Origin of the sequence: Pannonibacter sp. I15F10I1, from assembly GCF_900185665.1 — a bacterium.
In the GTDB taxonomy this organism is placed as follows: Bacteria; Pseudomonadota; Alphaproteobacteria; order Rhizobiales; family Stappiaceae; genus Pannonibacter; species Pannonibacter indicus.
On the sequence record NZ_FYAN01000029.1, the window covers coordinates 76,650 to 99,572 of the forward strand.

Annotated in this window: 23 protein-coding genes and 1 riboswitch; of the genes, 14 read left to right on the forward strand and 9 right to left on the reverse strand. The window is 62.1% G+C overall.

Going from position 1 to position 22,923, the window contains the following annotated elements; translation table 11 throughout:
- Window positions 1-23 precede the first annotated feature (23 nt).
- From groES to IF10I1_RS21240, 5 genes are all read left to right on the forward strand, one after another.
- On the forward strand, window positions 24-311 hold the full coding sequence (gene groES / locus IF10I1_RS21220; RefSeq protein ID WP_019963183.1) for a co-chaperone GroES: 288 nt from the start codon (window positions 24-26) through the stop codon (window positions 309-311).
- Window positions 312-367: 56 nt separating this feature from the next.
- Complete coding sequence (groL, locus tag IF10I1_RS21225; RefSeq protein ID WP_050472022.1) at window positions 368-2,008, forward strand: chaperonin GroEL; 1,641 nt, start codon at window positions 368-370, stop codon at window positions 2,006-2,008.
- A 221-nt stretch (window positions 2,009-2,229) separates the two neighbouring features.
- Entirely contained in the window at window positions 2,230-3,684 is a 1,455-nt protein-coding gene (locus IF10I1_RS21230; protein ID WP_186392065.1) for an ATP-binding protein, read from the forward strand.
- Between the two features lie 86 nt (window positions 3,685-3,770).
- Entirely contained in the window at window positions 3,771-4,334 is a 564-nt protein-coding gene (locus IF10I1_RS21235) for a hypothetical protein (protein ID WP_186392066.1), read from the forward strand.
- 69 nt (window positions 4,335-4,403) lie between these two features.
- Window positions 4,404-4,952 (forward strand): hypothetical protein, encoded by a 549-nt coding sequence (locus IF10I1_RS21240; protein ID WP_050472024.1) that lies wholly within the window; start codon window positions 4,404-4,406, stop codon window positions 4,950-4,952.
- 61 nt (window positions 4,953-5,013) lie between these two features.
- Here the strand turns inward: IF10I1_RS21240 and IF10I1_RS21245 are convergent, their stop codons facing one another.
- Window positions 5,014-5,718, reverse strand: a complete 705-nt coding sequence (locus tag IF10I1_RS21245) for a glutathione binding-like protein (protein ID WP_050472025.1) — start codon at window positions 5,716-5,718, stop codon at window positions 5,014-5,016.
- A 169-nt stretch (window positions 5,719-5,887) separates the two neighbouring features.
- Between IF10I1_RS21245 and IF10I1_RS21250 the strand changes: the two genes are divergently transcribed.
- The gene (locus IF10I1_RS21250; RefSeq protein WP_050472026.1) at window positions 5,888-6,094 is read left to right on the forward strand and encodes a SlyX family protein; all 207 of its coding nucleotides are present in this window, start codon (window positions 5,888-5,890) and stop codon (window positions 6,092-6,094) included.
- A 10-nt stretch (window positions 6,095-6,104) separates the two neighbouring features.
- Here IF10I1_RS21250 and IF10I1_RS21255 read toward each other — a convergent pair whose 3' ends face one another.
- Window positions 6,105-7,106 (reverse strand): hypothetical protein, encoded by a 1,002-nt coding sequence (locus IF10I1_RS21255; protein WP_050472027.1) that lies wholly within the window; start codon window positions 7,104-7,106, stop codon window positions 6,105-6,107.
- Window positions 7,107-7,227: 121 nt separating this feature from the next.
- A riboswitch (SAM-I-IV-variant riboswitch) is annotated at window positions 7,228-7,339 on the forward strand.
- A 46-nt stretch (window positions 7,340-7,385) separates the two neighbouring features.
- On the opposite strand from IF10I1_RS21255, the gene IF10I1_RS21260 reads away from it, so the two are divergent.
- Window positions 7,386-7,697 (forward strand): hypothetical protein, encoded by a 312-nt coding sequence (locus IF10I1_RS21260; RefSeq protein ID WP_208994300.1) that lies wholly within the window; start codon window positions 7,386-7,388, stop codon window positions 7,695-7,697.
- 283 nt (window positions 7,698-7,980) lie between these two features.
- Here IF10I1_RS21260 and IF10I1_RS21265 read toward each other — a convergent pair whose 3' ends face one another.
- From IF10I1_RS21265 to IF10I1_RS21285, 5 genes are all read right to left on the reverse strand, one after another.
- Window positions 7,981-8,397 carry an acyl-CoA thioesterase gene (locus IF10I1_RS21265; RefSeq protein ID WP_019963192.1) on the reverse strand — a complete coding sequence of 139 codons (417 nt, stop codon included), beginning with the start codon at window positions 8,395-8,397 and terminating at the stop codon, window positions 7,981-7,983.
- Window positions 8,398-8,418: 21 nt separating this feature from the next.
- The gene (locus IF10I1_RS21270) at window positions 8,419-9,108 is read right to left on the reverse strand and encodes a Crp/Fnr family transcriptional regulator (protein ID WP_050472029.1); all 690 of its coding nucleotides are present in this window, start codon (window positions 9,106-9,108) and stop codon (window positions 8,419-8,421) included.
- 232 nt (window positions 9,109-9,340) lie between these two features.
- Entirely contained in the window at window positions 9,341-10,138 is a 798-nt protein-coding gene (locus tag IF10I1_RS21275) for a ChbG/HpnK family deacetylase (protein WP_186392067.1), read from the reverse strand.
- Window positions 10,139-10,249: 111 nt separating this feature from the next.
- Window positions 10,250-11,782 (reverse strand): glycosyltransferase family 39 protein, encoded by a 1,533-nt coding sequence (locus IF10I1_RS21280; protein ID WP_208977604.1) that lies wholly within the window; start codon window positions 11,780-11,782, stop codon window positions 10,250-10,252.
- Between the two features lie 13 nt (window positions 11,783-11,795).
- Window positions 11,796-12,923 (reverse strand): glycosyltransferase family 2 protein, encoded by a 1,128-nt coding sequence (locus IF10I1_RS21285; protein ID WP_058900505.1) that lies wholly within the window; start codon window positions 12,921-12,923, stop codon window positions 11,796-11,798.
- Between the two features lie 200 nt (window positions 12,924-13,123).
- On the opposite strand from IF10I1_RS21285, the gene IF10I1_RS21290 reads away from it, so the two are divergent.
- From IF10I1_RS21290 to hisG, 4 genes are all read left to right on the forward strand, one after another.
- Window positions 13,124-13,573 carry a group III truncated hemoglobin gene (locus IF10I1_RS21290; protein ID WP_186415265.1) on the forward strand — a complete coding sequence of 150 codons (450 nt, stop codon included), beginning with the start codon at window positions 13,124-13,126 and terminating at the stop codon, window positions 13,571-13,573.
- A 637-nt stretch (window positions 13,574-14,210) separates the two neighbouring features.
- Window positions 14,211-15,800 carry a histidine--tRNA ligase gene (gene hisS / locus IF10I1_RS21295; RefSeq protein WP_186424646.1) on the forward strand — a complete coding sequence of 530 codons (1,590 nt, stop codon included), beginning with the start codon at window positions 14,211-14,213 and terminating at the stop codon, window positions 15,798-15,800.
- Between the two features lie 10 nt (window positions 15,801-15,810).
- Complete coding sequence (locus IF10I1_RS21300) at window positions 15,811-16,980, forward strand: ATP phosphoribosyltransferase regulatory subunit (protein WP_186392070.1); 1,170 nt, start codon at window positions 15,811-15,813, stop codon at window positions 16,978-16,980.
- The gene (gene hisG, locus IF10I1_RS21305) at window positions 16,977-17,945 is read left to right on the forward strand and encodes an ATP phosphoribosyltransferase (protein ID WP_050472034.1); all 969 of its coding nucleotides are present in this window, start codon (window positions 16,977-16,979) and stop codon (window positions 17,943-17,945) included. The genes IF10I1_RS21300 and hisG overlap by 4 nt, the downstream gene beginning before the upstream one ends.
- Before the next feature lie 147 nt (window positions 17,946-18,092).
- On the opposite strand, the gene IF10I1_RS21310 is transcribed toward hisG, so the two are convergent.
- Complete coding sequence (locus tag IF10I1_RS21310; RefSeq protein WP_122519379.1) at window positions 18,093-18,731, reverse strand: DNA-3-methyladenine glycosylase I; 639 nt, start codon at window positions 18,729-18,731, stop codon at window positions 18,093-18,095.
- Between the two features lie 119 nt (window positions 18,732-18,850).
- Window positions 18,851-19,585, reverse strand: a complete 735-nt coding sequence (locus IF10I1_RS21315; RefSeq protein WP_050472036.1) for a protein phosphatase CheZ — start codon at window positions 19,583-19,585, stop codon at window positions 18,851-18,853.
- A 235-nt stretch (window positions 19,586-19,820) separates the two neighbouring features.
- Between IF10I1_RS21315 and IF10I1_RS21320 the strand changes: the two genes are divergently transcribed.
- The 3 genes from IF10I1_RS21320 to clcA all read left to right on the forward strand — a co-directional run bounded on the left by IF10I1_RS21320 (window position 19,821) and on the right by clcA (window position 22,898).
- Window positions 19,821-20,543 (forward strand): DUF2927 domain-containing protein, encoded by a 723-nt coding sequence (locus IF10I1_RS21320; RefSeq protein ID WP_058900507.1) that lies wholly within the window; start codon window positions 19,821-19,823, stop codon window positions 20,541-20,543.
- Between the two features lie 188 nt (window positions 20,544-20,731).
- Window positions 20,732-21,472: a L,D-transpeptidase gene (locus IF10I1_RS21325; RefSeq protein ID WP_050472037.1), complete on the forward strand. Its 741-nt coding sequence runs from the start codon at window positions 20,732-20,734 to the stop codon at window positions 21,470-21,472.
- A 37-nt stretch (window positions 21,473-21,509) separates the two neighbouring features.
- Window positions 21,510-22,898 carry a H(+)/Cl(-) exchange transporter ClcA gene (clcA, locus tag IF10I1_RS21330; RefSeq protein WP_244284653.1) on the forward strand — a complete coding sequence of 463 codons (1,389 nt, stop codon included), beginning with the start codon at window positions 21,510-21,512 and terminating at the stop codon, window positions 22,896-22,898.
- The last annotated feature ends 25 nt before the right edge of the window (window positions 22,899-22,923 follow it).

A 22,923-nucleotide genomic window follows, 5' to 3' on the forward strand; every position in this document is an offset into this window, starting at 1 on the left:
GCCGCATGAGAGGAAAGAGCCAAATGACGTTTCGTCCGCTGCACGACCGTGTCGTTGTTCGTCGCGTAACCTCCGAAGAGAAGACCGCCGGCGGCATCATCATTCCGGACACCGCCAAGGAAAAGCCGCAGGAAGGCGAAGTCGTCTCCGTCGGCGCTGGCGCCCGCAAGGACAACGGCGAACTGATCCCGGTTGACGTTAAGGCTGGTGACCGCGTGCTCTTCGGCAAGTGGTCCGGCACCGAAGTCAAGATCAACGGTGAAGACCTGCTGATCATGAAGGAATCCGACATCATGGGCGTGATCGCCTGATCAGGCGGACCTCCGGATTTCACTGACATCAACCCAAATTAGAGTGAGACGATAAAATGGCTGCCAAGGACGTAAAGTTCGGTGCTGATGCCCGCGAAAAAATGCTGCGCGGCGTCGATATCCTCGCAAACGCCGTCAAGGTGACCCTCGGCCCGAAGGGCCGCAACGTGGTCCTCGACAAGGCCTTCGGCGCTCCGCGCATCACCAAGGACGGTGTGTCGGTTGCCAAGGAAATCGAGCTGGAAGACAAGTTCGAGAACATGGGCGCCCAGATGGTGCGCGAAGTGGCCTCGAAGACCAACGACATCGCCGGTGACGGCACCACCACCGCCACCGTGCTGGCCCAGTCCATCGTCAAGGAAGGTGCCAAGGCTGTTGCCGCCGGCATGAACCCGATGGATCTGAAGCGCGGCATCGACCTCGCTGCTGCCGAAGCCGTGAAGTACCTGGTGTCGGTTTCCAAGAAGATCACCACCTCTGAAGAAGTCGCTCAGGTCGGCACCATTTCCGCCAACGGCGACGTGCAGGTTGGCAAGGACATTGCCGAAGCCATGCAGCGCGTCGGCAACGAGGGCGTGATTACCGTCGAGGAAGCCAAGTCTCTTGAGACCGAGCTGGAAGTCGTCGAGGGCATGCAGTTCGACCGCGGCTACCTGTCCCCGTACTTCGTCACCAACGCCGAGAAGATGCTCGCCGAGCTGGAGAAGCCCTACATTCTCCTGCACGAGAAGAAGCTCTCCAACCTGCAGGCCATGCTGCCGGTTCTCGAAGCTGTGGTGCAGTCGGGCAAGCCGCTCCTCATCATCGCTGAAGACGTCGAAGGCGAAGCTCTGGCGACCCTCGTCGTCAACAAGCTGCGCGGCGGCCTCAAGATCGCTGCCGTCAAGGCTCCGGGCTTCGGCGACCGCCGCAAGGCCATGCTGGAAGACATCGCCATCCTGACCGGCGGCACGGTGATCTCCGAAGACCTCGGCATCAAGCTGGAGAGCGTCACGCTCGACATGCTCGGCCGCGCCGAGAAGGTCTCCATCTCCAAGGAAAACACCACCATCGTTGATGGCGCTGGCTCCAAGGACGACATCGCTGGCCGCGTTGCACAGATCAAGGCGCAGATCGAGGAAACCACCTCGGACTACGACCGCGAGAAGCTGCAGGAGCGTCTGGCCAAGCTGGCTGGCGGCGTCGCCGTCATCCGCGTTGGCGGTGCAACCGAGATCGAAGTGAAGGAAAAGAAGGACCGCGTCGACGACGCCCTGAACGCGACCCGTGCGGCCGTCGAAGAAGGCATCGTCCCGGGCGGCGGCACCGCGCTCCTGCGCGCCAAGGCTGCTGTCGAGAAGCTGTCCTCCGACAACGCTGACATCCAGGCCGGCATCAAGATCGTCCTGCGCGCCCTTGAGTCCCCGATCCGTCAGATCGTCGAGAACGCCGGCGTGGAAGGCTCGATCGTCGTCGGCAAGATCCAGGAGAACAACGACGTCTCCTTCGGCTTCGACGCTCAGACCGAGACCTATGTCAACATGATCGAAGCCGGCATCATCGACCCGACGAAGGTCGTGCGCACTGCCCTGCAGGACGCCGCTTCCGTCGCCGGCCTGCTGATCACCACCGGCGCCATGGTTGCCGAGCTGCCGAAGAAGGACGCTCCGGCAATGCCGGGCGGCGGCATGGGCGGCATGGGCGGCATGGACTTCTAAGAAGTCCCTACGCTTCAGAGATACGGAAAGGGCGGTCCTCGGGCCGCCCTTTTTGCATGGGGCTCTGCTATTTGATGGGTGCTGTCAAAATGCGGATAAAAGTCCGCACACTCGAAGAATTTCTATCTAATTGATTTTTATACCTATTTCCAAATTCTCATTCCGGAAGCATCTTCCAGAGCGGCGATTTCTGATATAAGGGGGATAAAAGGAGGACCCGAATGCCAATCCATGATCCTTGCGCACTGCTCGACCGGTTGCTGAAAGAGCCTGCTGAAAGTCCTTGGCTTGAATTTAAGGTTGGAAACAAGGATCCAAAAGAGATTGGAGAGTACATCTCGGCTCTTGCAAATTCCGCAATGCTCGCAGGCAGAGACAGGGCATTTCTAGTCTACGGCATCGAAGACAGTACGATGAAAAGAGTAGGCACAGACGTTCGCCTGCGAACATCCAAATACGGCAATGAAGATTTCCAGAACTGGTTGACACGAAAAATTGCGCCTAGAGTGCTCGTAGAGATACAGGATTTCATCTGCGACGGACTACATTTTTCAGTAGTCGCGGTGGAACCTTCATACGAAAGGCCAGTAAAATTTGGCGACACAGAGTTTATCAGGGTTGGGCAAAACAAGAAGAAGCTGGCCGATTTTCCCGAACTCGAGCGCGCGCTCTGGATTGCAACAGGCCGCCGGAGCTTTGAGACAGCAGTGGCGGCTTCAAACGCCAAGATCAGTGATGCTCTGGAGATGCTCGATCCTGATCCAATCTATGACCTGACAGGAATACCCAAGCCAAAGAACAACGACGAAATTATCAGAAAGATGATTGATGAAGGGTTTCTGATCGACAATCTGGAAGGGCGCTTTGATGTCACCAATTTGGGTGCGATCATGCTTGCACGTGATGTTACAGTCTTTCCTTCCATAGCAGGCAAGGCGGTCCGTATCATAAAGTATTCTGGCCAGGACAAGTCCAAGTCCGAATTTGAGCAGGAAGGAAAGAAAGGATACGCCGTCGGCTTTGCAGGAATGATGCGTTTCTTGATGGAACGTCTGCCAAAGGAAGAACGGTATATTGACGGCGTAAGGCGCATGGTTCCACACTTTCCCGAAACAGCAGTCCGGGAGGTTATCGCCAATGCTCTCATTCACCAAGATTTCATGGCGACAGGAACTGGGCCTGTCATCGAGATATATGACAGTCGCCTGGAAGTAACGAACCCGGGAAACTCGCTGATTAGCACCGATCGTATTATCGATGAGAGGCGCTCAAGAAACGAAAAACTTGCAAAGGCTATGCGCTCTTTTGGTCTCTGTGAAGAACGTGGAGGTGGGTTAGACAAGACGCTTATCGAAATCGAGGCACGACACCTGCCACCTCCAGATTTTATTTCCTCCGAAACATCAATGCGTGTTGTTCTTCTTGCACCGCGAAACTTCGGGCAGATGTCGAAGGCTGAGAAACTGAGAGCCTGCTTCCATCATTGCGTTCTTCGATGGATGGCACAGGATTACATGAGCAATACGACATTGCGTGACCGGTTCTCATTGACCCGTGATGATTATCAAGCCGTCTCTGCCGTCATTGCCGAATCGATTAAACGCGCCCGCATCGCGCCGGCCGATCCGGATCAAGGCAAACGTAATGCGAGATATGTGCCTTACTGGGCAGCCTAAGTCTCAATAGCTATCCTACCGGATTATATTCACATCCCTCCCCCGCAAGCGTCCTTCAAGGCAGGGCAGCTGGGGCCGGGATGGTCATGAATATTCAGGAAATTCTCGCCGAGAGGTCGGTCTGGACCTCGGACTTCATGGAAGCCACCGCCCATCTTGGGGCGCATGTGGCGGAGCCGTTTCTGACGACGGTCAATCTGGTGACGATCCATCAGATGACGCGCGCTGCCAAGATCGGGCTGGTCACCGCCTGGCAGGAGGACCCCGGCCTTGCGGAGGATCTGGGGGCGAGCTGGGCGTGGAGCCTCGACGACCGGCACTATCTGGTGCGCGCCCTGCGGCTGGAGCGCGAGCGGCATCTGGGGCTGAGCTATTTTCCCTTCGAGGTTGACGGCATCCGCAGCCTGATCGCGGCGGCAGAAGCCGCCTCACACGGGCACCGGCACGTGCATCCGGTCTTCGTGCTCTACACCAGCTTTACCGGACCGGAGCACCGGATGAGCGAAGGCTGCCTGTTCATCGATGCGCGGCGCATGCAGGACTTCCTGTTCAACCGCAACCGCCTGACGCTTCGCCCGGCCATCGTCACGCTTGAGGAGGCAAGGCATGCGGGCGCCCGGCCCTGGTATGAAATGTTTCCGCTGAAGTGAGGCCGTATGCTCACGCGCCCTGCCCTGCCTGCGTCAAGGCAAGAGACAGACCAGCGCAGGGAGCAGTCCATGTCTCTTACCGACGTTCTCAAGACCCAGTCCACCTGGACCTACAACATCATGAAGGCCTCATCCAATCTGGGCGAGGTGATCCGGGAAGACGCGATCACGAGTGTCAATCTCGCCGTGATCAATGATCAGTCGACCGGCCAGAATCTCGGCCTCGGCACGACAAGCCTGCAAGGCGCCAAGCTGGAGATCGAATTCGGCGGCGACTGGATCTGGAACTACAAGGGCTCCGTCCTGCTGGTGCAGGCGAAGAAACTCGATGTCGTGAACAGGTTCCCGTTCTACACGATCGACATCAACCAGATGAACACGCTGATTGCCACCACAAAGAACGGCTACTTCGGCGACAGCCCGGCCATCGGGCTCTACGTTTTCTACAACAGCTTTTCGGACGAAAACCCGGCCGATTTCGGCTGCACGATGATCAATGCCACAACGCTGCAGACACAGCTGACGCTGACGGGCCAGATCAACCAGAAGACGGCGCAGGTGTCTCCTACTCAGATGAAGACGGCCGGCTGGGCCCCCTGGTGGCAGATCTTTGCGTGATCCGGCCCATGTCGTGAAGTCCGGCCCGGCCTTGGCGCCGGGCCGGACTGATCCTTGTTTCTCAGCCCCGCGCCGGAATATTGACCGCCTTCTGGTTGGCCGGGCGGGCCATGCAGGCTTCGAACCAGCGCAGCACGTTCTTGCGGGTGGCAAGGTCCACGTGCTCTGCTGCCTCATAGAAGCCGGAGAGGGTGCGCAGCCAGGGCCATGAGGCCATGTCGGCGATGGTGTAGTCCGCGCCCATGATGAACTCGCGGCCCTCAAGACGCTGATCGAGCACACCCAGCAGGCGCTTCACCTCGTCGCGGTAACGCTCGAACGGGCGGCGGTCCTCATATTCGCGGCCGGCGAATTTGTGGAAGAAGCCGAGCTGGCCGGACATGGGGCCAAGGCCGCCCATCTGCCACATCAGCCACTGGATGGTCTCATACTTCCCGGCCGGATCCTCCGGCAGGAATTGGCCCGTCTTTTCCGCAAGATAGATGAGGATGGCACCCGATTCCCAGATGCCGAAAGGCTTTCCGTCCGGGCCATTGGGGTCGATGATGGCGGGGATCTTGTTGTTCGGGTTCAGCGACAGGAACTCGGGCGTCATCTGGTCACTGGAGCCGAAATCCACCAGATGCGGCTCATAGGCAAGGCCCGCTTCTTCCAGGAAGGCGCTGACCTTGATGCCATTCGGCGTCGGCAGGGAGTAAAGCTGGATACGGTCAGGATGCTGGGCCGGCCACTTCCGGGTGATCGGAAAATCCGCAAGGCTTGTCATGTTCGGGCTTTCGCTCTTGTGCCAAAGGGCGGGAGGGGAGATAAGACGCGAGGCAGAGCACCCCGCTTGTCTAACTTAAGCATCTTGTCCGCCCTGCCAAGACCGTACCCTGTCAGAATTTCCAAACCTGCGGCTGAGAAGCGGCCACATATCACGAGAGGCCCTTGCCATGATGGATGAAGACCGCGTCGTGAATCTGGAGATCGGCCTTGCCCATGCCATCCGCACCATCGACGACCTCAACGCCGTGGTCATCGAGCAGGGCAAGCAGATCGAGCGGCTGACGCGCAAGCTGAGGGAAATGACGGACCAGATCGACGAGCTGATCGAGACGGGCATTTCCGCCCATCCCGTCACCCGCCCGCCGCATTATTGAGTGCGAACACTCAATTGTTCACGAAGCCATCGATCATCGAGACGATGGACTGGCTTTGCGCGGTCTTCGCATTGGCATTCGGGTTCGTTACAGGGAACAGATTGAAGAACTCGCGGGCGTAATATTCGTTACCGCTGGCGATTTGCGGACCTGCGACATCATAGTTGTTCGTCGCAAAGGACGCATTCTGCTGGTATTGGCCAAGCCAGTCATACTTGTTCCAGATCGTGGCACCAGCCACATTGCCAGCCAGAGAGGCAAAGTTCTGGCCGGCGTACCAGTTGGCAAGCGCGGCCGGTGTCATCAGCGTATGGCCCGTATGCACCTGGTTGCGCGCCGTGGGCACCAGCGCAATGCTGGCGGCATAGGCAGCTCCCGTACCCTGCGCCGTCGCAACCTGATTGGGCTGAATGCGGAAATCCATCAGACAGAGCGGCCGGAGGCGCTTGTTGATCTTGGATGGAAAGAACGAACTTTCCCAACCTGCATTCTTGCGCGCCCAGAATGTGCCCTCGAGCGCCCCTGCATTCACATAGTAGAGGCCGGTCGGGCCCGTTGCCTGCGACCGCCCATTCATGTCCACCAGATCGCCTGTCGTGATCGCCTGCGCATTTGCAATCATGGCGGCAATCGTCGCCTGAAAATCAGCAAGGGAAACGCCGAGGCGGACAAAGACATAATACTTGCTCTTGTAGACCGGCCCCTGAACCTGCTGAAGACTGGACGAAAGCGCCGTACGCGGGTTGGTGATCTGATTGATCATCCCCGCCACCGCAAAATAGACGCGCGTGCGGGCCGTAGTCGCCAGAAAGCCGGCCTGATGCAACGGCCTGAACCGGGTCGTATTGTCCGACCCCGCCAATCCGTAATAGGTGCTTGGCAACTGAGTGCCCTGCAACACGAGATGATCCTCGTAGTTGCTGCTTTCCGCCCGCGGATCCAGCCGCACGGTGCCGAAGCCCGCATTGTTCGCATCGATCATCTGCAAGGTGGCATCGGTCTGCTGGGGCATCTGACTCTCCCGGAAAGGGCGGCGGCTCGGCCGGATTTTCGCTCTGTCAGATAGACGCAGAGCGGGAGGCAGACGTGAAATTCCCGCTGATTGACCCCGCAAAAGGTTTGTGCCATAAAGCCCGCATCATCAAGAGAAGGGCTGGCGCCCTCGCCAACCTGCCCGGCCGGGCAAGGTGGTCCCCGCAAAGGGATGTGGCCATGGGGAAACCCAGGGCAACCAAGCGGTCAGAACGTCAATGCGCCAGTCCTCCTCGGGCAACCGAAGGAGGATTTTTTAATGTCGAGAAGAGAGAGTAACGCCGTGAACGCATCCGTCCAGATTGTCCTGGCCGGGGCACAGCTGAAGGACCTGGCCGCACCTGCCGCCCGTTCTTCCCTGACCGCCTCGGAGTTTTATGTCCTGCAGCGCCTGCGTCAGTTGAAACTGACTGCCGCGCTCCGCCGTACACATGCGCCGCTGACCTCAGAGATGCGCAAGACACGGGTGGAAGGGCTGATCGCACTGTGGAACACAGGTTGTTCCAAAGCGGTCGACGAGAGCCTTTACGCCGATCTCGAGCGTCGCGCCCGGCAGAGCTTTCCCGGCTGAACCGCCGCGGAACCCGTTCCCGAACCACGCTATTTTCACGTGCCATGGCTGAAAAGCCTTGCGCTTCGTGCTGTTCCGCCTGCCCCCAAACAGGCCACAAGCCGGTCAGGACTGCCTGACCGGCTTCTTCTTTCTGTTCGTCATGGCAAGACGAAAGTGGAGAGGCTTTCACCAATGGACTGATGCCAAGGCTTTCGATGCCGACGCATCACGCCTTGAAATCGCTCAGGCGCCGCACGGGCTTGACCGCCCCTCAATGAGCCCGGCTCACCCGGAGCTGACCTCAGCACTCCGCCGGAACCGGACGCGGACGGCCATCCTCATCCACGGCGACGAAGGTGAACATCGCTTCGGTCACCTTTTCCCGCTGGCCATAGCGGTGGCGCAGGGCCCAGGCTTCCATGTTGATTTCCATGGAGGACCGGCCGATCCGGCCAACGCGGGTGTAGATGCACAGCACATCACCCACATGCACCGGACGGATGAATTTCATCCGGTCGATTGCAATGGTCACAACGCGGCCACTGGCGCGCTGGCCAGCGGCAATGCCGCCTGCAAGGTCCATCTGCGACAGCACCCAGCCGCCGAAAATGTCGCCCGAGGCGTTGGTATCGGCCGGCATGGCCATAGTGCGAAGGGTCAGGTCACCGGTTGGCTGTTCGGTTTCTGCGTCCGAAGTGGCTGTCACATGGCTCTCCATGAAAGACGGTGGGGAGGAAAATCAGAGGGTTGCGGCCTGCTTGAGCACTTCGGGGCGCTCGAGGCAGTAATAACCGGAGATACGGCTGATGGTGCCGAGCCGCTTCCAGTCGTTCAGCACGCGGCTGACATTCTCGCGCGCAGCACCTGCCATATTGGCAATCTCGGACTGGCTGAGCTTGTAGTGAATGAGGATGCGGCCGTTATCCAGCGGCTTGCCGAAGGTCTCCGACAGCTGCATCAGCGTCTGAGCCACGCGGCCCGGCAGCGGCAGGAAGGAACGGGCGGCCAGAACATCGTTGGACTGCCGCAGCCGCTTGCCGACGATGGACAGCATGTGCCGGTAGAGCTGCGGGTTTTCATCGGCAAAGCGCTCGAAAGCGGACTTGTCGATGAAGGCGAGCCGTGCCGCCTTCAGCGCCGTGACAGTGGCCGAGCGCGGGCGCCCATCGAGCAGCGCCAGTTCACCCACCAGATCCCCCGGCCCCAGCACGGCGAGCAGCTGCTCATCCCCTTCGACGGACAGAATGGAGACCTTGAGGGAACCTTCCAGAATGGCGTAGCAGCCATTGCCCGGATCGCCGGTCTCGAACAGGATCGCTCCCTGGTTCACCTTCATCGGACGCGCCAGACGGGTGAGCCCGTCCGCCAGCTCTGACGGCAGCCCCTCGAGAGTGAAGCTGTTGTCGAGAAAACCCTTGAGATCCGACACGAGACGCTGCCCCTTGGCTCATGGCAGACACACGGCCCTGCGCCGCCCGCCTGCCCAGTAAAAATTGTCTACCCTGCCTCTGGCAATCTCGCAAAAACTGCCCATATCCACAATAGCAGACAGCGAGAGCTGTTTGCCTCCTCCCGAAGAACGGCTCCAGCCCCCACTGGAGCCGTTTCCGTTTGCGGAAGGCAGATCGAGGACTGGCAGGAGAAAACCGGCTGGTACGCCTTCAGTAAAGGAAGATGTCCTTCTCTGCCAGTGTGTTGAAGAATTTGAGGCTTTTGAGCACGGCAAAATGCCGCTCGCGCCTTGCAAGCTCCGCCTTTGGCAGTTGCCGCCGCAGACGGTCATCGATGATCGCAGGCCGCGCCACGACGAAAGCCATTTCAGGAAGTCCGTCGAAGTGATGCCTCAGCGCCTCCTGCAGTTCCGCCTCGGTTGGCGGGTCCGGCAGCATGGGGCCGCTGGCCAGCAGCGGAAAGCCAAGCTTCAACACAAAGCGGCTGAAACGGCGCAGCGCCCGCCCTTCCCCTTGCGGGTAGATGAGAAGCGGACGGGTGGCAAGGCCCTCAGCCTCCACCGACCGTGCCAGCAGCCGAACCAGAGCCCGGTGGCGCATCAGGCCATCGGACAGGGTGATGAATTGCGGTTCAGCGCCGAAATGTGCCATGAAGCTGCGGATCTGGGCGGCCATCTCCTCAAGGATGATTTCGTCGGGCAGCAGCCCGAAACCTGCGCGGCGGCCAAACCAGCCGGGGCTGCGGAAGGATGGCCCCAGTTCCTGCCGCCAGCGGGGGCTCATCGGCATGCCGAAGGCGCCTGTCAGCGTCAGGGTCAGGCCAACCAGTGCATGACCTGCGCCGCCATCCACGACCTCGCGCAAGGGCGCATATTCACGCCGCCACAACTCGGAGAAAGCAAGACAGCCCACCGCGCTGAGGCGGCCCTGCGCCAAAAGCTTGCGGATCGCCCGGTCCGTGCCGAACGCGAAGCCATAATCGACTGCCGCCAGGGTGATCCGTTTCATTCCGCCCCCTACCCGCAATTTATCGCGGGGCACCATGCCTCTTTGCTAACCGCAAAAAGGCTTGGAATACAATCGGAAACAGAAATTCAGGCATAACCTTGCGGCATCAGCCTATTGCGCAGACATCCAGAGAGCGGGATCAATCGGCTCCAGCGGCGGCCCTTCCGGCTGATCGATGACATAGACCAAGAGGTCCTCAAGCGGCACGCCCTCAACCTTGCGCGTGAGGGTTGCCACAAGCTCCACCCGGCCAAAGGTCTCCGACAGCCGCTCGGCCGCATCGCGCCGTGCTTCGGTGACATAGAGCCCCGGCACGGAGAACAGCTCCGGCCCCGGCTGCGGCATCATCACATAGCGGATGCGGTCATTGAGCTGGATGACAGGAATCTCACCCCGGAAGGCAAAGGCCATCTGGCCATTGAGGCCGTAGCCCATGGTGGCGATGTAGCCAGCCCCTTGCGCATCGGCGATCTGGCGCAGTTCATCATGGATCTGCTGCCAGCCGCGCATCTGGAACGTGGGGTCCTTGCGGGCGAACTTGCCGGTGAAGGGCGACACCGCATGCACCTGCACTGCTGCGCCAAGGCCAAGCCCCAGCACAACCGCCACCGCCGCAAGCCCGCGCCAGAAGCGTGCTGTGCTGCCAGCCACAAACACCGCCGCCATGATGCAGAAGGCCGGGAACACGGGCGCCGGCCAGTTGCCCTGCACACGCGAATGCAGCGCATGGACGAGCAGATAGGCAAGAAACGGCAGCGTCGTCAGCACGATCAGCCCGGCGCCTGCCTCGCCCTTGCCCATGCGCCGGACCAGTTGCCACAGCCCGGCCAGGGCAGGAATCGCCACAAGCGGATTGAGCAGGCCCAGGAAGGCGCCGATGAATTCGATGATGAACTTTTCCGTCCAGTCACCCCGCCCGGCGCGGCCGAACTGCTTGTAGAACGAAGCCCAGTCATGGCCCGCATTCCACATCAGCACCGGCGACAGCACGGCAAGAGCAATGAGCCCGCCCGCCCATAGCTGCCAGGAGAGGAACCAGCGGCGGTTGGCGGGCATCAGCAGCCACAGCACGATCCCGGCGCCAAGGAACAGCACGGAATATTTGGAGACGAGCCCAAGACCTGCGAACAGCCCAACTGCCAGCCACCAGCTGGGTTTTCCTGAAGCGGTGAGTTCCGCCAGAGCCCAGAGCGTCAGACCCCAGAAGAACACGGAAGGCGCATCAGGCGTTGCCAGCACAGCGCCGATGCCGACCAGCAGCGTCGCGTTGAGAAACAGCACGGACAGCCCGGCCACACGCGGGCCGAACAGCAGGAAGGCCGTGCGCCACAGCGCCAGCGACCCAATGGCCGCCGACAGGATGCTGACGAGCCGCAGCCCCAGCGCCGTGTCACCGGCCATCTGCTGGCCCAGCCAGATCCACCAGGCCACCATCGGCGGGTGGTCGTAATAGCCGAAAGCCGGATAGAGGCCCCAGAGCCGGTAATAGCCCTCGTCCTCGACGATATAGGCACTGGCCCCCGTCCAGAGGCGCAGCGCCGTCAGCGCCAGCACCAGAAGGACAAGCAGCTTCGGCTGCAGCCACAGCGGCAGGTCTGCCACTCTTTCGCGGCCTGTTCCCAATGCGCCCGTCTGTCCAGCCATGATCAGGTCACCCTCAGGACTTGCGCCAGGTCAGCACGGAGGAGGCAGCATAGTTCCACACCGCGCCCATCACCGCACCGGCAGCGCCAGCAATCCACCACACCGGCTCATTTTCATAGATCAGGTTGGCAACGCCGACATTGGCCAGCACGCCGACACTGCACACCGCATAGAAGGTGACGAGACCGCGCAGCATGGCAAGGCCTGTCAGCCGCCGGTCGCGGTAGGTCAGCTGGTTGTTGAGGAGGAAGTTGGTGGTCATGGCAACGAAGGTCGCGGCAATCTGCGCCTGGTTGAAGTCCAGCTCCAGCGCCAGCAGCGACGCGCGCAGCGCCACCAGATGCACCAGCACGCCGCTGGCGCCCACAAGGCTGAACATGAGGAAGCGGACGGAGACCATGTCGCCGAGATACTTCGAGACCAGAAGGCCCAGATAATCCAGTGTCACCAGCGTATCGAGCTTGCTTTCCCCTTCCTGCCGCTCGCGGAAGACAAAGGGCAGCTCGCGGATGCGCAGGCGTCCCTCGCCGCTGGCCACAATGTCCAGCAGGATCTTGAAGCCTTGCGCCGAGAGGCGCGGAGCAAGTTCATCGACCACTTCCCGCCGCAGCATGAAGAAGCCGCTCATCGGGTCGGAGAGCGTCACCTTCAGCAGCTTGCGCGCCAGCGCATTGGCGAAATTGGAGCCCGCCTTGCGGATCGCGGAGAGGCCCTCGCCGATATCCCCGCCTTCCACCTTGCGGCTGGCCACCGCCAGATCCACCTCGCCGGAGCGCAGCGCCGCCAGCATGCGCGGCAGCAGCGTCTCGTCATGCTGCATATCCGCATCCATAACCGCCACAAAGGGAGCAGACGACGCCAGCATGCCTTCGACGCAGGCACCCGAAAGGCCCCGGCGTCCTACCCGGCGGATCACGCGGATGCGCGGATCTTCGGCGGCAATGGCGCGGGCTGCGGCGGCGGTGCCATCCGGTGAGTTGTCATCGACGAAGATGACTTCCCAGGCCACGCCTTCCAGCGCCTTGCGCAGCGCCGCAATCACCAGCGGCACGTTGCCCCGCTCATTATAGGTCGGCAGAACCACCGTGAGTTCCGGCGCGGCGCCATGTTGCGCCTCTGTCCGGTTCAGGCTCACATCCATGCGGAAAATCCGTTCTTCAATCATCTTGCGGCGGCCATCTGCCTGCCGGTCTGTTTGGCCGGGAACATAGCCAAAAGGCCGCCATTTGCAAGCGAGGCGCGGTTGACGCCAGCCTGCGGCCCGTTGCCGCCCGCGCAGCTTTTGCCGTGCCTTTGCAAAGGCTCGCCGCTAGACTGGCGGCCTGATCAGGAAAGCAGGCCATGACCTCAGTCGATATCCGCCCCGCCGTCACCCGCGTGCCCATGCATGAAAGCATCACGCGGGATGAGATCAACACGCTGGTGGACAGCTTCTATGATGCCGTGCGCGCCGACGAACGCCTCGGCCCTATTTTTGAAAGCCGCATGGCTGGGCACTGGGACGCGCATCTGGAACGGATGAAGGGCTTCTGGGGCTCCGTGCTGCTGAAGACCGGCGAATACAAGGGCCGCCCGGTGCCTGCCCACCTGCCCATGCGCCAGGAGGTGGAAAGCGATGATTTCCGCCGCTGGCTCACCCTCTTCCGCGCCACCGCCCGCCACGTCTTTGCCGATCCGGAAGCTGCCGCCATCGTCATCCGCCAGGCCGAGCGCATCGCCACCAGCCTCTGGCTCGCCATGCTCGGCACCCCCTTCGACCGCCCGCCGGGATTTCTGTTCGGGGAGGAATAGGGGGAAGGCGCTCTCTTTTGAGCACAGCGCCCTTTTTCCACCTTGAGCTACGATATGCAGGCGTCGTGCATGAAGCCAGACACAGATGGGGAAGGTCTGAAGTCTCGTTACTCCGGCACGGCGTTTCAGCCCCCCTTCCCCTGGTGGGGAGGGGCAAGGGGGTGGGGGGAAAGACCTTTCCGTCTGGCAAAGTCTCCATTGATTACAGACAGCTTCTCCTCTCCAGCCTCTTCAGGAAAAGCTAATTTTTTCAAAATCTTGCGGACTCAGAGCCCCCCACCCCTTACCCCTCCCCACGAGGGGGAGGGGGGCGGAGAGACCCTGTCACAGAGCAGATGCATCACTGCGGGCAATGCCCGAACCTGATATGTGAATCCGGTAGCCTCAAGGGGGAGGGGAAATGAGAGGCCGTGCTGTGCAGGGCAAACAGCCTTTTTCCCCTGCCATCCATTTCAAACGCCGCCCACCACAGGAAGAGGGCGTGCAGGCTGAAAACAGGCACCGCCCGCTTCCCCGCCCAATGCCTTGCCCGGCGGGCTGGTTTCGTCTAGGAAACAGCCAGCCGTTTCAGGGGCATGAAAGCCGCTGGACATGACCGCAAGCCTGTTGCACAGCATCCCGGAAAGCAGCCTGTTCCATGTCAAATCCGAAGACCCAGAAACTGAAGGCGCGGCTGCCGCGCGGCTTTGTTGACCGTTCGGCAGCGGATATCCGCGCCACGGAAGAAATGGTCGCGAAGATCAAGGCGGTTTACGAGCTTTACGGGTTTGATCCGGTCGAGACGCCGATGTTCGAATACACCGACTGCCTCGGCAAGTTCCTGCCCGATACGGACCGGCCGAATGCGGGCGTCTTTTCCGTGCAGGATGATGACGAACAGTGGCTGAGCCTGCGTTATGACCTGACGGCCCCGCTCGCCCGCCATGTGGCCGAGCACATCAACGAGATCCAGCTGCCGTTCCGCAGCTACCGGGCAGGCTGGGTGTTCCGCAACGAAAAGCCCGGCCCCGGCCGCTTCCGCCAGTTCATGCAGTTCGACGCCGACAGCGTCGGCGCGCCGGGCGTCGGGGCTGACGCGGAAATGTGCATGATGTTCGCCGACACGCTGGAGGCCCTGGGGCTGAAGCGGGGTGAATATGTCATCCGAGTTAACAACCGGAAGATTTTGGATGGTGTTCTGGAAGCCATCGGCCTTGGTGGTGATGAGAACGCTGATCAGCGTCTCACCGTTCTCCGAACCGTTGATAAGCTAGACAAGTTTCCTGTTGCGGAGATTCGAAAGCTTCTTGGCGATGGACGCTTCGATGAATCGGGCGACTTCACCTCAGGAGCCAAACTGGCATCAGACCAAATTGATGTCATCCTCGCGATGACCAATTCTCTTTCGATGTACGTGGCTGACCCTGATGAAGCTGAGCTGCTTCGCCGCCGCAATTTGCCCGTTGGTGAGAGACATAGTGCATTCGCTCTCGGTGTTCCAATGTACAATGGGACATTCCCGCATTGGAATGAAACATCCGCCGAGGGCATCTGGTCTCTCGCTCAGATTCAAGATTATTGCGTTTCAGCCGGTTATTATTCTGATCGAATCCGCATAGACCCCTCCGTCGTGCGCGGCCTCGAATACTACACCGGCCCCGTCTATGAGGCGGAACTGCTGTTCCCCGTCACCAATGAAAAGGGTGAGGTGGTGCAGTTCGGCTCCGTTGGCGGCGGCGGGCGCTATGACGGGCTGGTGAAGCGCTTCACGGGCCGCGATGTTCCGGCCACGGGCTTTTCCATCGGCGTGTCGCGCCTGATGAGCGCGCTGAAGAACCTCGGCAAGCTGGAAGGCAGCGAGACGCTGCCGCCGGTTCTCGTCACCGTCATGGACGGCGATGCGCAGGCCATGGCGAATTATCAGAGGCTAACCCAGAAGCTGCGCGGAGCCAAAATCCGCGCCGAGATGTATCAGGGCAACTGGAAGAAGTTCGGCAACCAGCTGAAATATGCCGACAAGCGCGGCTGCCCGCTGGCCATCATCCAGGGCTCGGACGAGCGCGCCAATGGCGAAATCCAGATCAAGGACCTGATCGAGGGCAAGCGTCTTTCAGGTGAAATAACCGACAATGTAACATGGCGCGAAAGCCGCCCGGCGCAGGTGACGGTGACCGAAGACGAAATGGTGGAAACCGTGAAGCGCATGCTGGCCGGGCAGGCCGAAGACCGCGCCCGCGCGACAAGCTGAGGACAGGACGATGACGGGAAGCACCGCAGCGAACGGATCAGGGGCAGATGCCGGCACCGCACGGCTGGCGGCAACCGCACTGGCGCGGCTGCAGGCCGCCGGGCATACGCGCATCGACCCGCCGATCCTGCAGCCTGCGGACACGTTTCTGGATCTGGTGGGCGAGGACATCCGCCGCCGCCTGTTCCTGACCAACGGTGCCGATGGGCCGGAGCTGTGTCTGCGCCCGGACTTCACCATTCCCGTCTGCCGCCAGCACCTCGAAAGCGAACCGGCCAACCGGCGCGATGACTATTGCTACGCGGGCCCCGTGTTCCGCCAGCGCCCCGGCGGCATCGGCGAGATCCCGCAAGTTGGCGCCGAAAGCCTTGGCCGCTCCGACCGGGAACAGGCGGATGCCGCCATGCTGGCACTCGCGACCGGCGTGCTGGCCGACCTTGGCATCACGGATCCGGTGATCCGCATCGGCGACGAAACGCTCTTCACCGCCGTGCTTGCCGGGCTGAACCTGCCCGTGGTGTGGCAGCGCCGTCTGCGCGGGTTGTTCGGCGAGACGGCCCGGCTGGACGCGGCCATCGCCCGCATGGGCGGCGAAGGCATGCAGGATGACAGCGCCACCCGCCTCGGCTTCCTCGCCGCGCTCGACGGCGCCAATCATGAAGCCGCGCAGCAGGTGGTCACCGATCTTCTGTCCATCGCCGGCATCACCGCCGTGGCCGGGCGCAGCGCCAGCGAAATTGCCGAACGCTTTCTGGAGCAGGCCGCCCTTGCCAACGGCTCGGGCGCCAATGCGGGCGCGGCGGCCACCTTGCGCGACTATCTTGCCATCAAGGGCCAGCCGGATGTGGCGCTTGGCGAGCTGAAGGCCTTCGCCAGCCGTCATGGCCTGGACCTTTCCGGCCCGCTTGCGGCCTTCGAGGCCCGGCTTGCGGCCATCAACGCCCACGGCCTTGCCGCCTCGCGCATGCAGTTTGCCGCTGATTTCGGCCGCCGCCTCGATTATTATACCGGCTTCGTCTTCGAGATGACCGCTGCAGGCCATGACCTGCCGGGGCAGATCGTCGGCGGCGGGCGCTATGACAAGCTGCTGCGGCTGCTGGGCGCCCCGCACGAGGTGCCCGCCGTCGGCTTTTCGCTGTGGCTGGACCGGCTGCAGACCGTTCTGGAGGCTCGCGCATGACCCGTCTGATCATCGGCATTCCCTCCAAGGGCCGCCTGCAGGAAAAGACCTCCGAGTTCTTCGCCGCCAGCGGGCTGCGGATCGTGCAGCCGGGCGGCGACCGCAATTACCGCGGCGCCATCAAGGGGCTGGAGGATGCGGAAATCGCCTTCCTCTCCGCCTCCGAGATTGCGCGCGAACTGGCGGAAGGCACCATCCATTTCGGCATCACCGGGCTGGATCTGGTGCATGAAAGCATCGCCGCGCCGGAGCGCCTCGTGCATGTCGTCACCCCGCTCGGCTTCGGCCCGGCGGATGTGGTCGTCGCCGTGCCCAAGGCCTGGATCGACGTGGAAACCATGGCCGACCTCGGCGACGTGGCCTCCGACTTCCGCGCCCGCCATGGCCGCAGCCTGCGGGTTGCCACCAAATACGTGAACCTGACCCGTGCCTTCTTCGCCCGGCAGGGCATTGCCGATTACCGGATCGTCGAGAGCGCCGGCGCCACGGAAGGTGCGCCTGCCGCCGGCTCTGCGGAACTCATCGTCGATATCACCACCACCGGCTCGACGCTGGAAGCCAACGCGCTGAAGATCCTGAAAGACGGCGTCATCCTGAAGAGCCAGGCCCATCTGGTCGCTTCGCTGAAGGCGGACTGGAGCGGCACGGCACTGGGAGCAGCCCGCACCATTCTGGACCGGGTGGCGGCTGAAGAAACCGCAAGGGGCCTGCGCATCGTCCGGGCGCTCGTCACCGATCCGCGCGGCGCGGTGAAGGCCGTGCTGCCGCTGGGAGCTGAACTCGCCTTCGGCCATCCGGCCGACGAAACGGTTCTCGCCCTGCTCTGCCCCAAGGATCAGGTGGCCGACTGCGCCCAGAAACTGATCGAGCATGGCGCCCAGACGGTCAGCGTCGAGACGCCGGACTACATCTTCCGCAGCACCAACCGCCTGTTCGATCCGCTGGCGGAAAAGGTAAGACCCTGAAAAATGGCCGCCTTGCGGGCTAGAGAGCGCAAGGCGGCCAGTCTCATCGGGGGAAGACCGGTGCGCCGCGCGGGGGGCTGCGGCACCGGCAACCGTTTCTGCAACAGCTTCACGGTATGAGATGTACGCTGAAAGCTGCCCGGCGGATCAGGCCGGCATGGCAACCGGCCGCGCGAATGTGGCACGGTGTGCTTCCAGCGGCGCACGGCGGCAGCAGCCCTCAAGGTGATCGTTCACAAGGCCCATGGCCTGCATGAAGGCATAGACGGTGGTCGGCCCGACAAAACTCCAGCCGCGCTTCTTGAGATCCTTGGACAGGGCCACACTTTCCGCTGACTGGGTGATCTGCGACAGCGTCGCCCGGTCACAGCGCAAGGGACGCGCCTCCGGCTTCGGCTCGAAACGCCAGAAATAGGCCGCCAGAGACCCGAACTCGGCCTTCAGCTCGATCGCGCGCCGGGCGTTGTTGATGGTGGAGACGATCTTGCCACGGTGGCGTACGATGCCCGTATCCGCGAGGCAGCGGGCAATGTCCTCATCGCCGAACTCCGCCACCTTGTTGAAATCAAACCCGGCAAAAGCCGCGCGGAAGCCTTCACGCTTGCGCAGGATCGTCAGCCAGGACAGGCCGGACTGGAAGCCTTCGAGGCAGATCTTCTCGAACAGGCGGTGATCATCCGTGACGGGCCAGCCCCATTCCTCATCGTGATAGATGCGGTAATCCTCCAGCCCGCCATACCACTTGCAGCGGTGCTGGCCATCCGGCCCCTCGATCAGACCATCCATTCCTGCCTCCCGCATCTGGGATTTTTGTTCTTTTTTTGTTCTATATGCTTTTCATCCACGCCGCAAACAGAAAAGCCGGCGCGAAGGCCGGCTTTGTGATCTTGTGAAACCCGGAAGGATCAGGCGAACAGGGCGTCGATGTCGTCCTGGGTGGCCACATCCATGTCGGACTTGAGCGAGGGGCCGTTGAGCAGAGCGGCGTCGCCCTCGGCCTGCGCCCGCATCTTGACCTCGAAGTCGTTGAAGCTCTCGATACCGCCCCAGATGTTCATCATGTCGATGATGCGCTCTTCAATGAAGCGCAGGGTATTGATCACCTTGGTGATGCGCTGGCCGGTCAGATCCTGGAAGTTACAGGCTTCAAAAATCAGGATGACCTTTTCCTGGATATCCTGCGCCATTTCACGGTCATGGCCGCTCACGCGGGCCGACAGGGTGTTGGCGGTCTCGTCGATGAACTCGGCTGCGGACAGAATGCTTTCCGTGGCACCCTCGGTGCCCTCGACAACGGCATCCAGCTCGTTGGAAACGCGCGCCATCTCCTCACCTTCCGACCCGGTGGTGTGGTGCAGGGCTGCGATTTCCTTCTTCGTGGCGTTGATCGCCTCATAGATCGCGTCAAGTTCAGCCTTCAGCTTGGCAGCTTCATTGAGTTCCTTGCGGAACTCCTTCAGCACCTGATCGCTGATGGTTTTGCTGTCTGCAGGCTCGTTGCCCTGCACGAGCGACTTGAGCGCCCGAATCTCCGCCATCAGTTCCTGATGGCGGTATTCCTCCAGTCTTTCTGGCTGCGCTGCAGCCGTCGCATCACGGAAAAGACTTTCAACCCGGAATGCACGTTTTGCCGCCGCCATAACTGCTCCTGCCATCACGCAAATACTGTAGGAGATTGCCCATCCTGGGGCTGATTTATATCCGCCGATGTTTAAGGAAATGTTCCCGGGTTCCGTTGAAACGCGCAGATGATACGGATTCAGGTCCTTGATGCGATTTTGGTTTTCAAGCTGTGGCGCAAACGATTAAAGTCCGCCGGCGTGGATGGTTAACGCCGCGTCAGGAAGGTCCCGCAGCCCGGTGAAGCAGTTTCAGATGCCGCGCATTTCCATCACATGTCTTGCCCTTCTGCTTGCCGGCAGCCTCGCCGGCAAGGCTGTGGCGCAGCCGGATACCTTCACCACAGAGGAACTTGTGACCGGCTTCAACGCGACCGTCTTCGGCCTCGAATACCGCACCTGGAGCTGGCAGCCCTACCTGGTGAAGAAATTCGCCAAGCCCGTCCGGTTCCGCATCTTCAGCCTGTCGCACAAGGACCGCCGGGCCGAAGTCGAGGCCTTCATTGCCGAAATGGACCGCAAGATCGCAGGCATTTCGATCCAGGTGGCCAGCGCCACCGAAGAGCCGAACTTTGACGTCTACATCGTTGACCGGCACCAGTATGAGGACGTGGTGCGCCAGTCGGTCTACAAGGACATGACCGCCGATGCGCCGGGCCGCTGCCTTGTGCGGGTGGAGTCCGGGCGCCGGGGCATCAAGAACTCCCGTGCCGTCATTGTTTCCGATGAGGGCGACTTCCTGTTCCGCCGCTGCCTGGTGGAAGAGCTGCTGCAGGGGCTCGGCCCCATGAATGATGATGACCGGCTGGTGCATTCGGTCTTCAATGACAGCTCGCGCCACAACCGCTTCACCGTTTTCGACCAGCTTATCCTGAACATGCTCTATGACCCGCGCATCAAGCCCGGCATGTCCCCTTCCGAGGCGGAGAAGGTGCTGCCGGTGGTTGTGCGGGACGCCCGGCGGCGGATCCAGCCCTGAGCCATCAGGCCCCTCGCATAAGGCTGGGTAACCAGCCGTTCACCATATCCGTAAACCGCTCCTTTACCTTGATTCCAGATTGCCGGACTGGTTAGCGCGCCGTTCACCCTTTCCACGCGGTCAGATACCTAAAATTTGAACGAATGCCGGTCTCCGGCTTGAAGGCTATCTGTTTGCGAGTAACGCCAATGAAGCGGATACGGACCCTGACTGCCGCCGGGCTTCTCAGTGCCCTTGCACTGGTGCCCGCGGCCACACCAAGCGCCATGGCCCAGAGTGCCGGCCGTGCCACCCCGCCGCCGGTGATCCTGAGCCCGGATCTGGCAGAACCCTGGCTGCTGCAGCTGCGCCCCCATGGCATTCAGCCGCCAAGGCCGCAACCGCCGCAGCAGAGCTGGTTCTCCTTCAGCAGCAGGCAGCCTGCCCCCGTGCAGCTGGCCCATGCCGAGCCTGCCCGCAAGGCACCGCAGGCCACCCGTCAGATCGACCCGAAATTCCTGCCTGCCGTGGTGGACTACACCGGCCCCCACAAGCCGGGCACCATCGTGGTGGATACCAACACCCGCTATCTCTATCTGGTGCAGGCGGGCGGGACAGCACGCCGCTATGGCATTGGCGTCGGCAAGCCGGGCTTTGAGTGGGCCGGCACCCACAAGGTCACCCGCAAGGCGGAATGGCCGGACTGGCGCCCGCCGGCTTCCATGCGCAAGCGCCGCCCGGAACTGCCCACCTTCATGGCGGGCGGGCCGAACAACCCGCTGGGCGCCCGGGCGCTCTATCTGGGCTCTTCGCTCTACCGCATTCACGGCTCGAACGAGCCCTGGAGCATCGGCCATGCGGTGTCCTCCGGCTGTATCCGCATGCGCAACGAGGACGTGACCGACCTTTACGAGCGCGTCGGCGTCGGTGCGACGGTGATCGTCATCTGATCTGGCGGCGCAGCCCCGGGAACGGGGCTGCTGCCGTTTGACGCGAAAGATCCCGGCCATGTTCCCCTTCTCCAGATCCCGGCGCTCTGCCGCTCCCCATGCGGGCGCGGTCTATCTGCTGGCAGCCGTTGCTGCGGGCATCTCCGGCGGGCTGGCTGGCACGGCCTTTCATCTTGGCGTGGATGCCCTCTCCAGCCTGTACCGCGATCTGCGCCTGGCGGTGACGGCCCCGCTGCTCTCGGGCCTCATGACGGCCGCCATCTCCGCCCTTGCCGCACTTCTTGCCGCCCTGATCGTGCGCCGCATCGCGCCGGAAGCCGCCGGCAGCGGCATTCAGGAAGTGGAAGGCGCCATGGAGGGCTTGCGGCCCATGCGCTGGGTCCGCGTGCTGGCGGCAAAGTTCACCGGCGGTTTGCTAGCGCTGTCCTCCGGGCTCGTTCTTGGGCGGGAAGGCCCGACGATCCACATGTCGGCCGCCGCCGCCGCAGGTATTTCGCAAGGCCTGGGCTTTACCGCAGATGACCGGCGCGGATTGCTCGCGGCAGGCGCTGCGGCCGGTCTTGCCGCCGCCTTTTCTGCCCCGCTCGCTGCCATCCTCTTCATCGTGGAAGAAACCCGCCGCCAGTTCCCCTATGGCTACCGCACCTATATGGGGGTGATCCTCGCCAGCATCGCCAGCGGCCTCACGGTGGAAGGCCTTCTGGGCACCCGCCCGGCGCTGGAGATCGACACCAGTGCCCTGCCCGTTCTGAGCTTTCCGCTGTTCATCCTGCTCGGCGCGCTGCTGGGTGCGCTTGGCACCGGCTTCAACAGCGCCGTCCTCGCCAGTCTCGACGCCATCCAGAAACTGCCGAAACGGCTCTGGTGGCTGCCGCCTGTTGCTGCGGGCGGCCTGACCGGCGCCCTGCTGATTGCCTTTCCGCTTGCAACGGGAGGCGGCGATCAGCTGGTCAGCTTCGTCACGGCCGATCATCTGGGCCTTGGCCTGCTTCTGCTGCTGACTGCGCTGCGTTTTGCCGGGGCGCTGGTGTCCTACAGCATCGGTGTGCCGGGGGGCATCTTCGCGCCGATGCTCTCCATCGCCACCTGTGCGGGCCTTGCCTTCGGCGTTGTGGCAAGCCAGCTGCTTCCCGGCGCGGATCTCCCGGCACAGGCATTTGCCATTGCCGCGATGGGCGGCTTCTTTGCCGCTTCGGTGCGGGCGCCGCTGGTGGCTGTCGTCCTTGTTCTGGAGCTGACGGGCGCCTATCCGCTGCTGCTGCCGGTGCTCGTCACCTGCGCCGCCGCAACGCTCGCCGCCCATGCGCTGAACGGGCGGCCGATCTATGAAATGCTGCTGGAACGCACGCTCCGCCTTGCAGGCGAGACGCCGCCGCCAGCGGAAAAGGACCGCACGCCGATCCAGCTCGGCCTTCCGGGAAGCTGAGCCGGCTCATACCAAGGCTTTCGAT

What these genes read in the sequence shown, in the direction of transcription:
- groES (WP_019963183.1), top strand. Translation starts at nt 24, where the DNA reads ATGACGTTTCGTCCGCTGCACGACCGTGTCGTTGTTCGTCGCGTAACC.
- groL (WP_050472022.1), top strand. Translation starts at nt 368, where the DNA reads ATGGCTGCCAAGGACGTAAAGTTCGGTGCTGATGCCCGCGAAAAAATG.
- IF10I1_RS21230 (WP_186392065.1), top strand. Translation starts at nt 2,230, where the DNA reads ATGCCAATCCATGATCCTTGCGCACTGCTCGACCGGTTGCTGAAAGAG.
- IF10I1_RS21235 (WP_186392066.1), top strand. Translation starts at nt 3,771, where the DNA reads ATGAATATTCAGGAAATTCTCGCCGAGAGGTCGGTCTGGACCTCGGAC.
- IF10I1_RS21240 (WP_050472024.1), top strand. Translation starts at nt 4,404, where the DNA reads ATGTCTCTTACCGACGTTCTCAAGACCCAGTCCACCTGGACCTACAAC.
- IF10I1_RS21245 (WP_050472025.1), bottom strand. Translation starts at nt 5,718, where the DNA reads ATGACAAGCCTTGCGGATTTTCCGATCACCCGGAAGTGGCCGGCCCAG.
- IF10I1_RS21250 (WP_050472026.1), top strand. Translation starts at nt 5,888, where the DNA reads ATGATGGATGAAGACCGCGTCGTGAATCTGGAGATCGGCCTTGCCCAT.
- IF10I1_RS21255 (WP_050472027.1), bottom strand. Translation starts at nt 7,106, where the DNA reads ATGCCCCAGCAGACCGATGCCACCTTGCAGATGATCGATGCGAACAAT.
- IF10I1_RS21260 (WP_208994300.1), top strand. Translation starts at nt 7,386, where the DNA reads ATGTCGAGAAGAGAGAGTAACGCCGTGAACGCATCCGTCCAGATTGTC.
- IF10I1_RS21265 (WP_019963192.1), bottom strand. Translation starts at nt 8,397, where the DNA reads ATGGAGAGCCATGTGACAGCCACTTCGGACGCAGAAACCGAACAGCCA.
- IF10I1_RS21275 (WP_186392067.1), bottom strand. Translation starts at nt 10,138, where the DNA reads ATGAAACGGATCACCCTGGCGGCAGTCGATTATGGCTTCGCGTTCGGC.
- IF10I1_RS21280 (WP_208977604.1), bottom strand. Translation starts at nt 11,782, where the DNA reads ATGGCTGGACAGACGGGCGCATTGGGAACAGGCCGCGAAAGAGTGGCA.
- IF10I1_RS21285 (WP_058900505.1), bottom strand. Translation starts at nt 12,923, where the DNA reads ATGGATGTGAGCCTGAACCGGACAGAGGCGCAACATGGCGCCGCGCCG.
- IF10I1_RS21290 (WP_186415265.1), top strand. Translation starts at nt 13,124, where the DNA reads ATGACCTCAGTCGATATCCGCCCCGCCGTCACCCGCGTGCCCATGCAT.
- hisS (WP_186424646.1), top strand. Translation starts at nt 14,211, where the DNA reads ATGTCAAATCCGAAGACCCAGAAACTGAAGGCGCGGCTGCCGCGCGGC.
- IF10I1_RS21300 (WP_186392070.1), top strand. Translation starts at nt 15,811, where the DNA reads ATGACGGGAAGCACCGCAGCGAACGGATCAGGGGCAGATGCCGGCACC.
- hisG (WP_050472034.1), top strand. Translation starts at nt 16,977, where the DNA reads ATGACCCGTCTGATCATCGGCATTCCCTCCAAGGGCCGCCTGCAGGAA.
- IF10I1_RS21310 (WP_122519379.1), bottom strand. Translation starts at nt 18,731, where the DNA reads ATGGATGGTCTGATCGAGGGGCCGGATGGCCAGCACCGCTGCAAGTGG.
- IF10I1_RS21315 (WP_050472036.1), bottom strand. Translation starts at nt 19,585, where the DNA reads ATGGCGGCGGCAAAACGTGCATTCCGGGTTGAAAGTCTTTTCCGTGAT.
- IF10I1_RS21320 (WP_058900507.1), top strand. Translation starts at nt 19,821, where the DNA reads ATGCCGCGCATTTCCATCACATGTCTTGCCCTTCTGCTTGCCGGCAGC.
- IF10I1_RS21325 (WP_050472037.1), top strand. Translation starts at nt 20,732, where the DNA reads ATGAAGCGGATACGGACCCTGACTGCCGCCGGGCTTCTCAGTGCCCTT.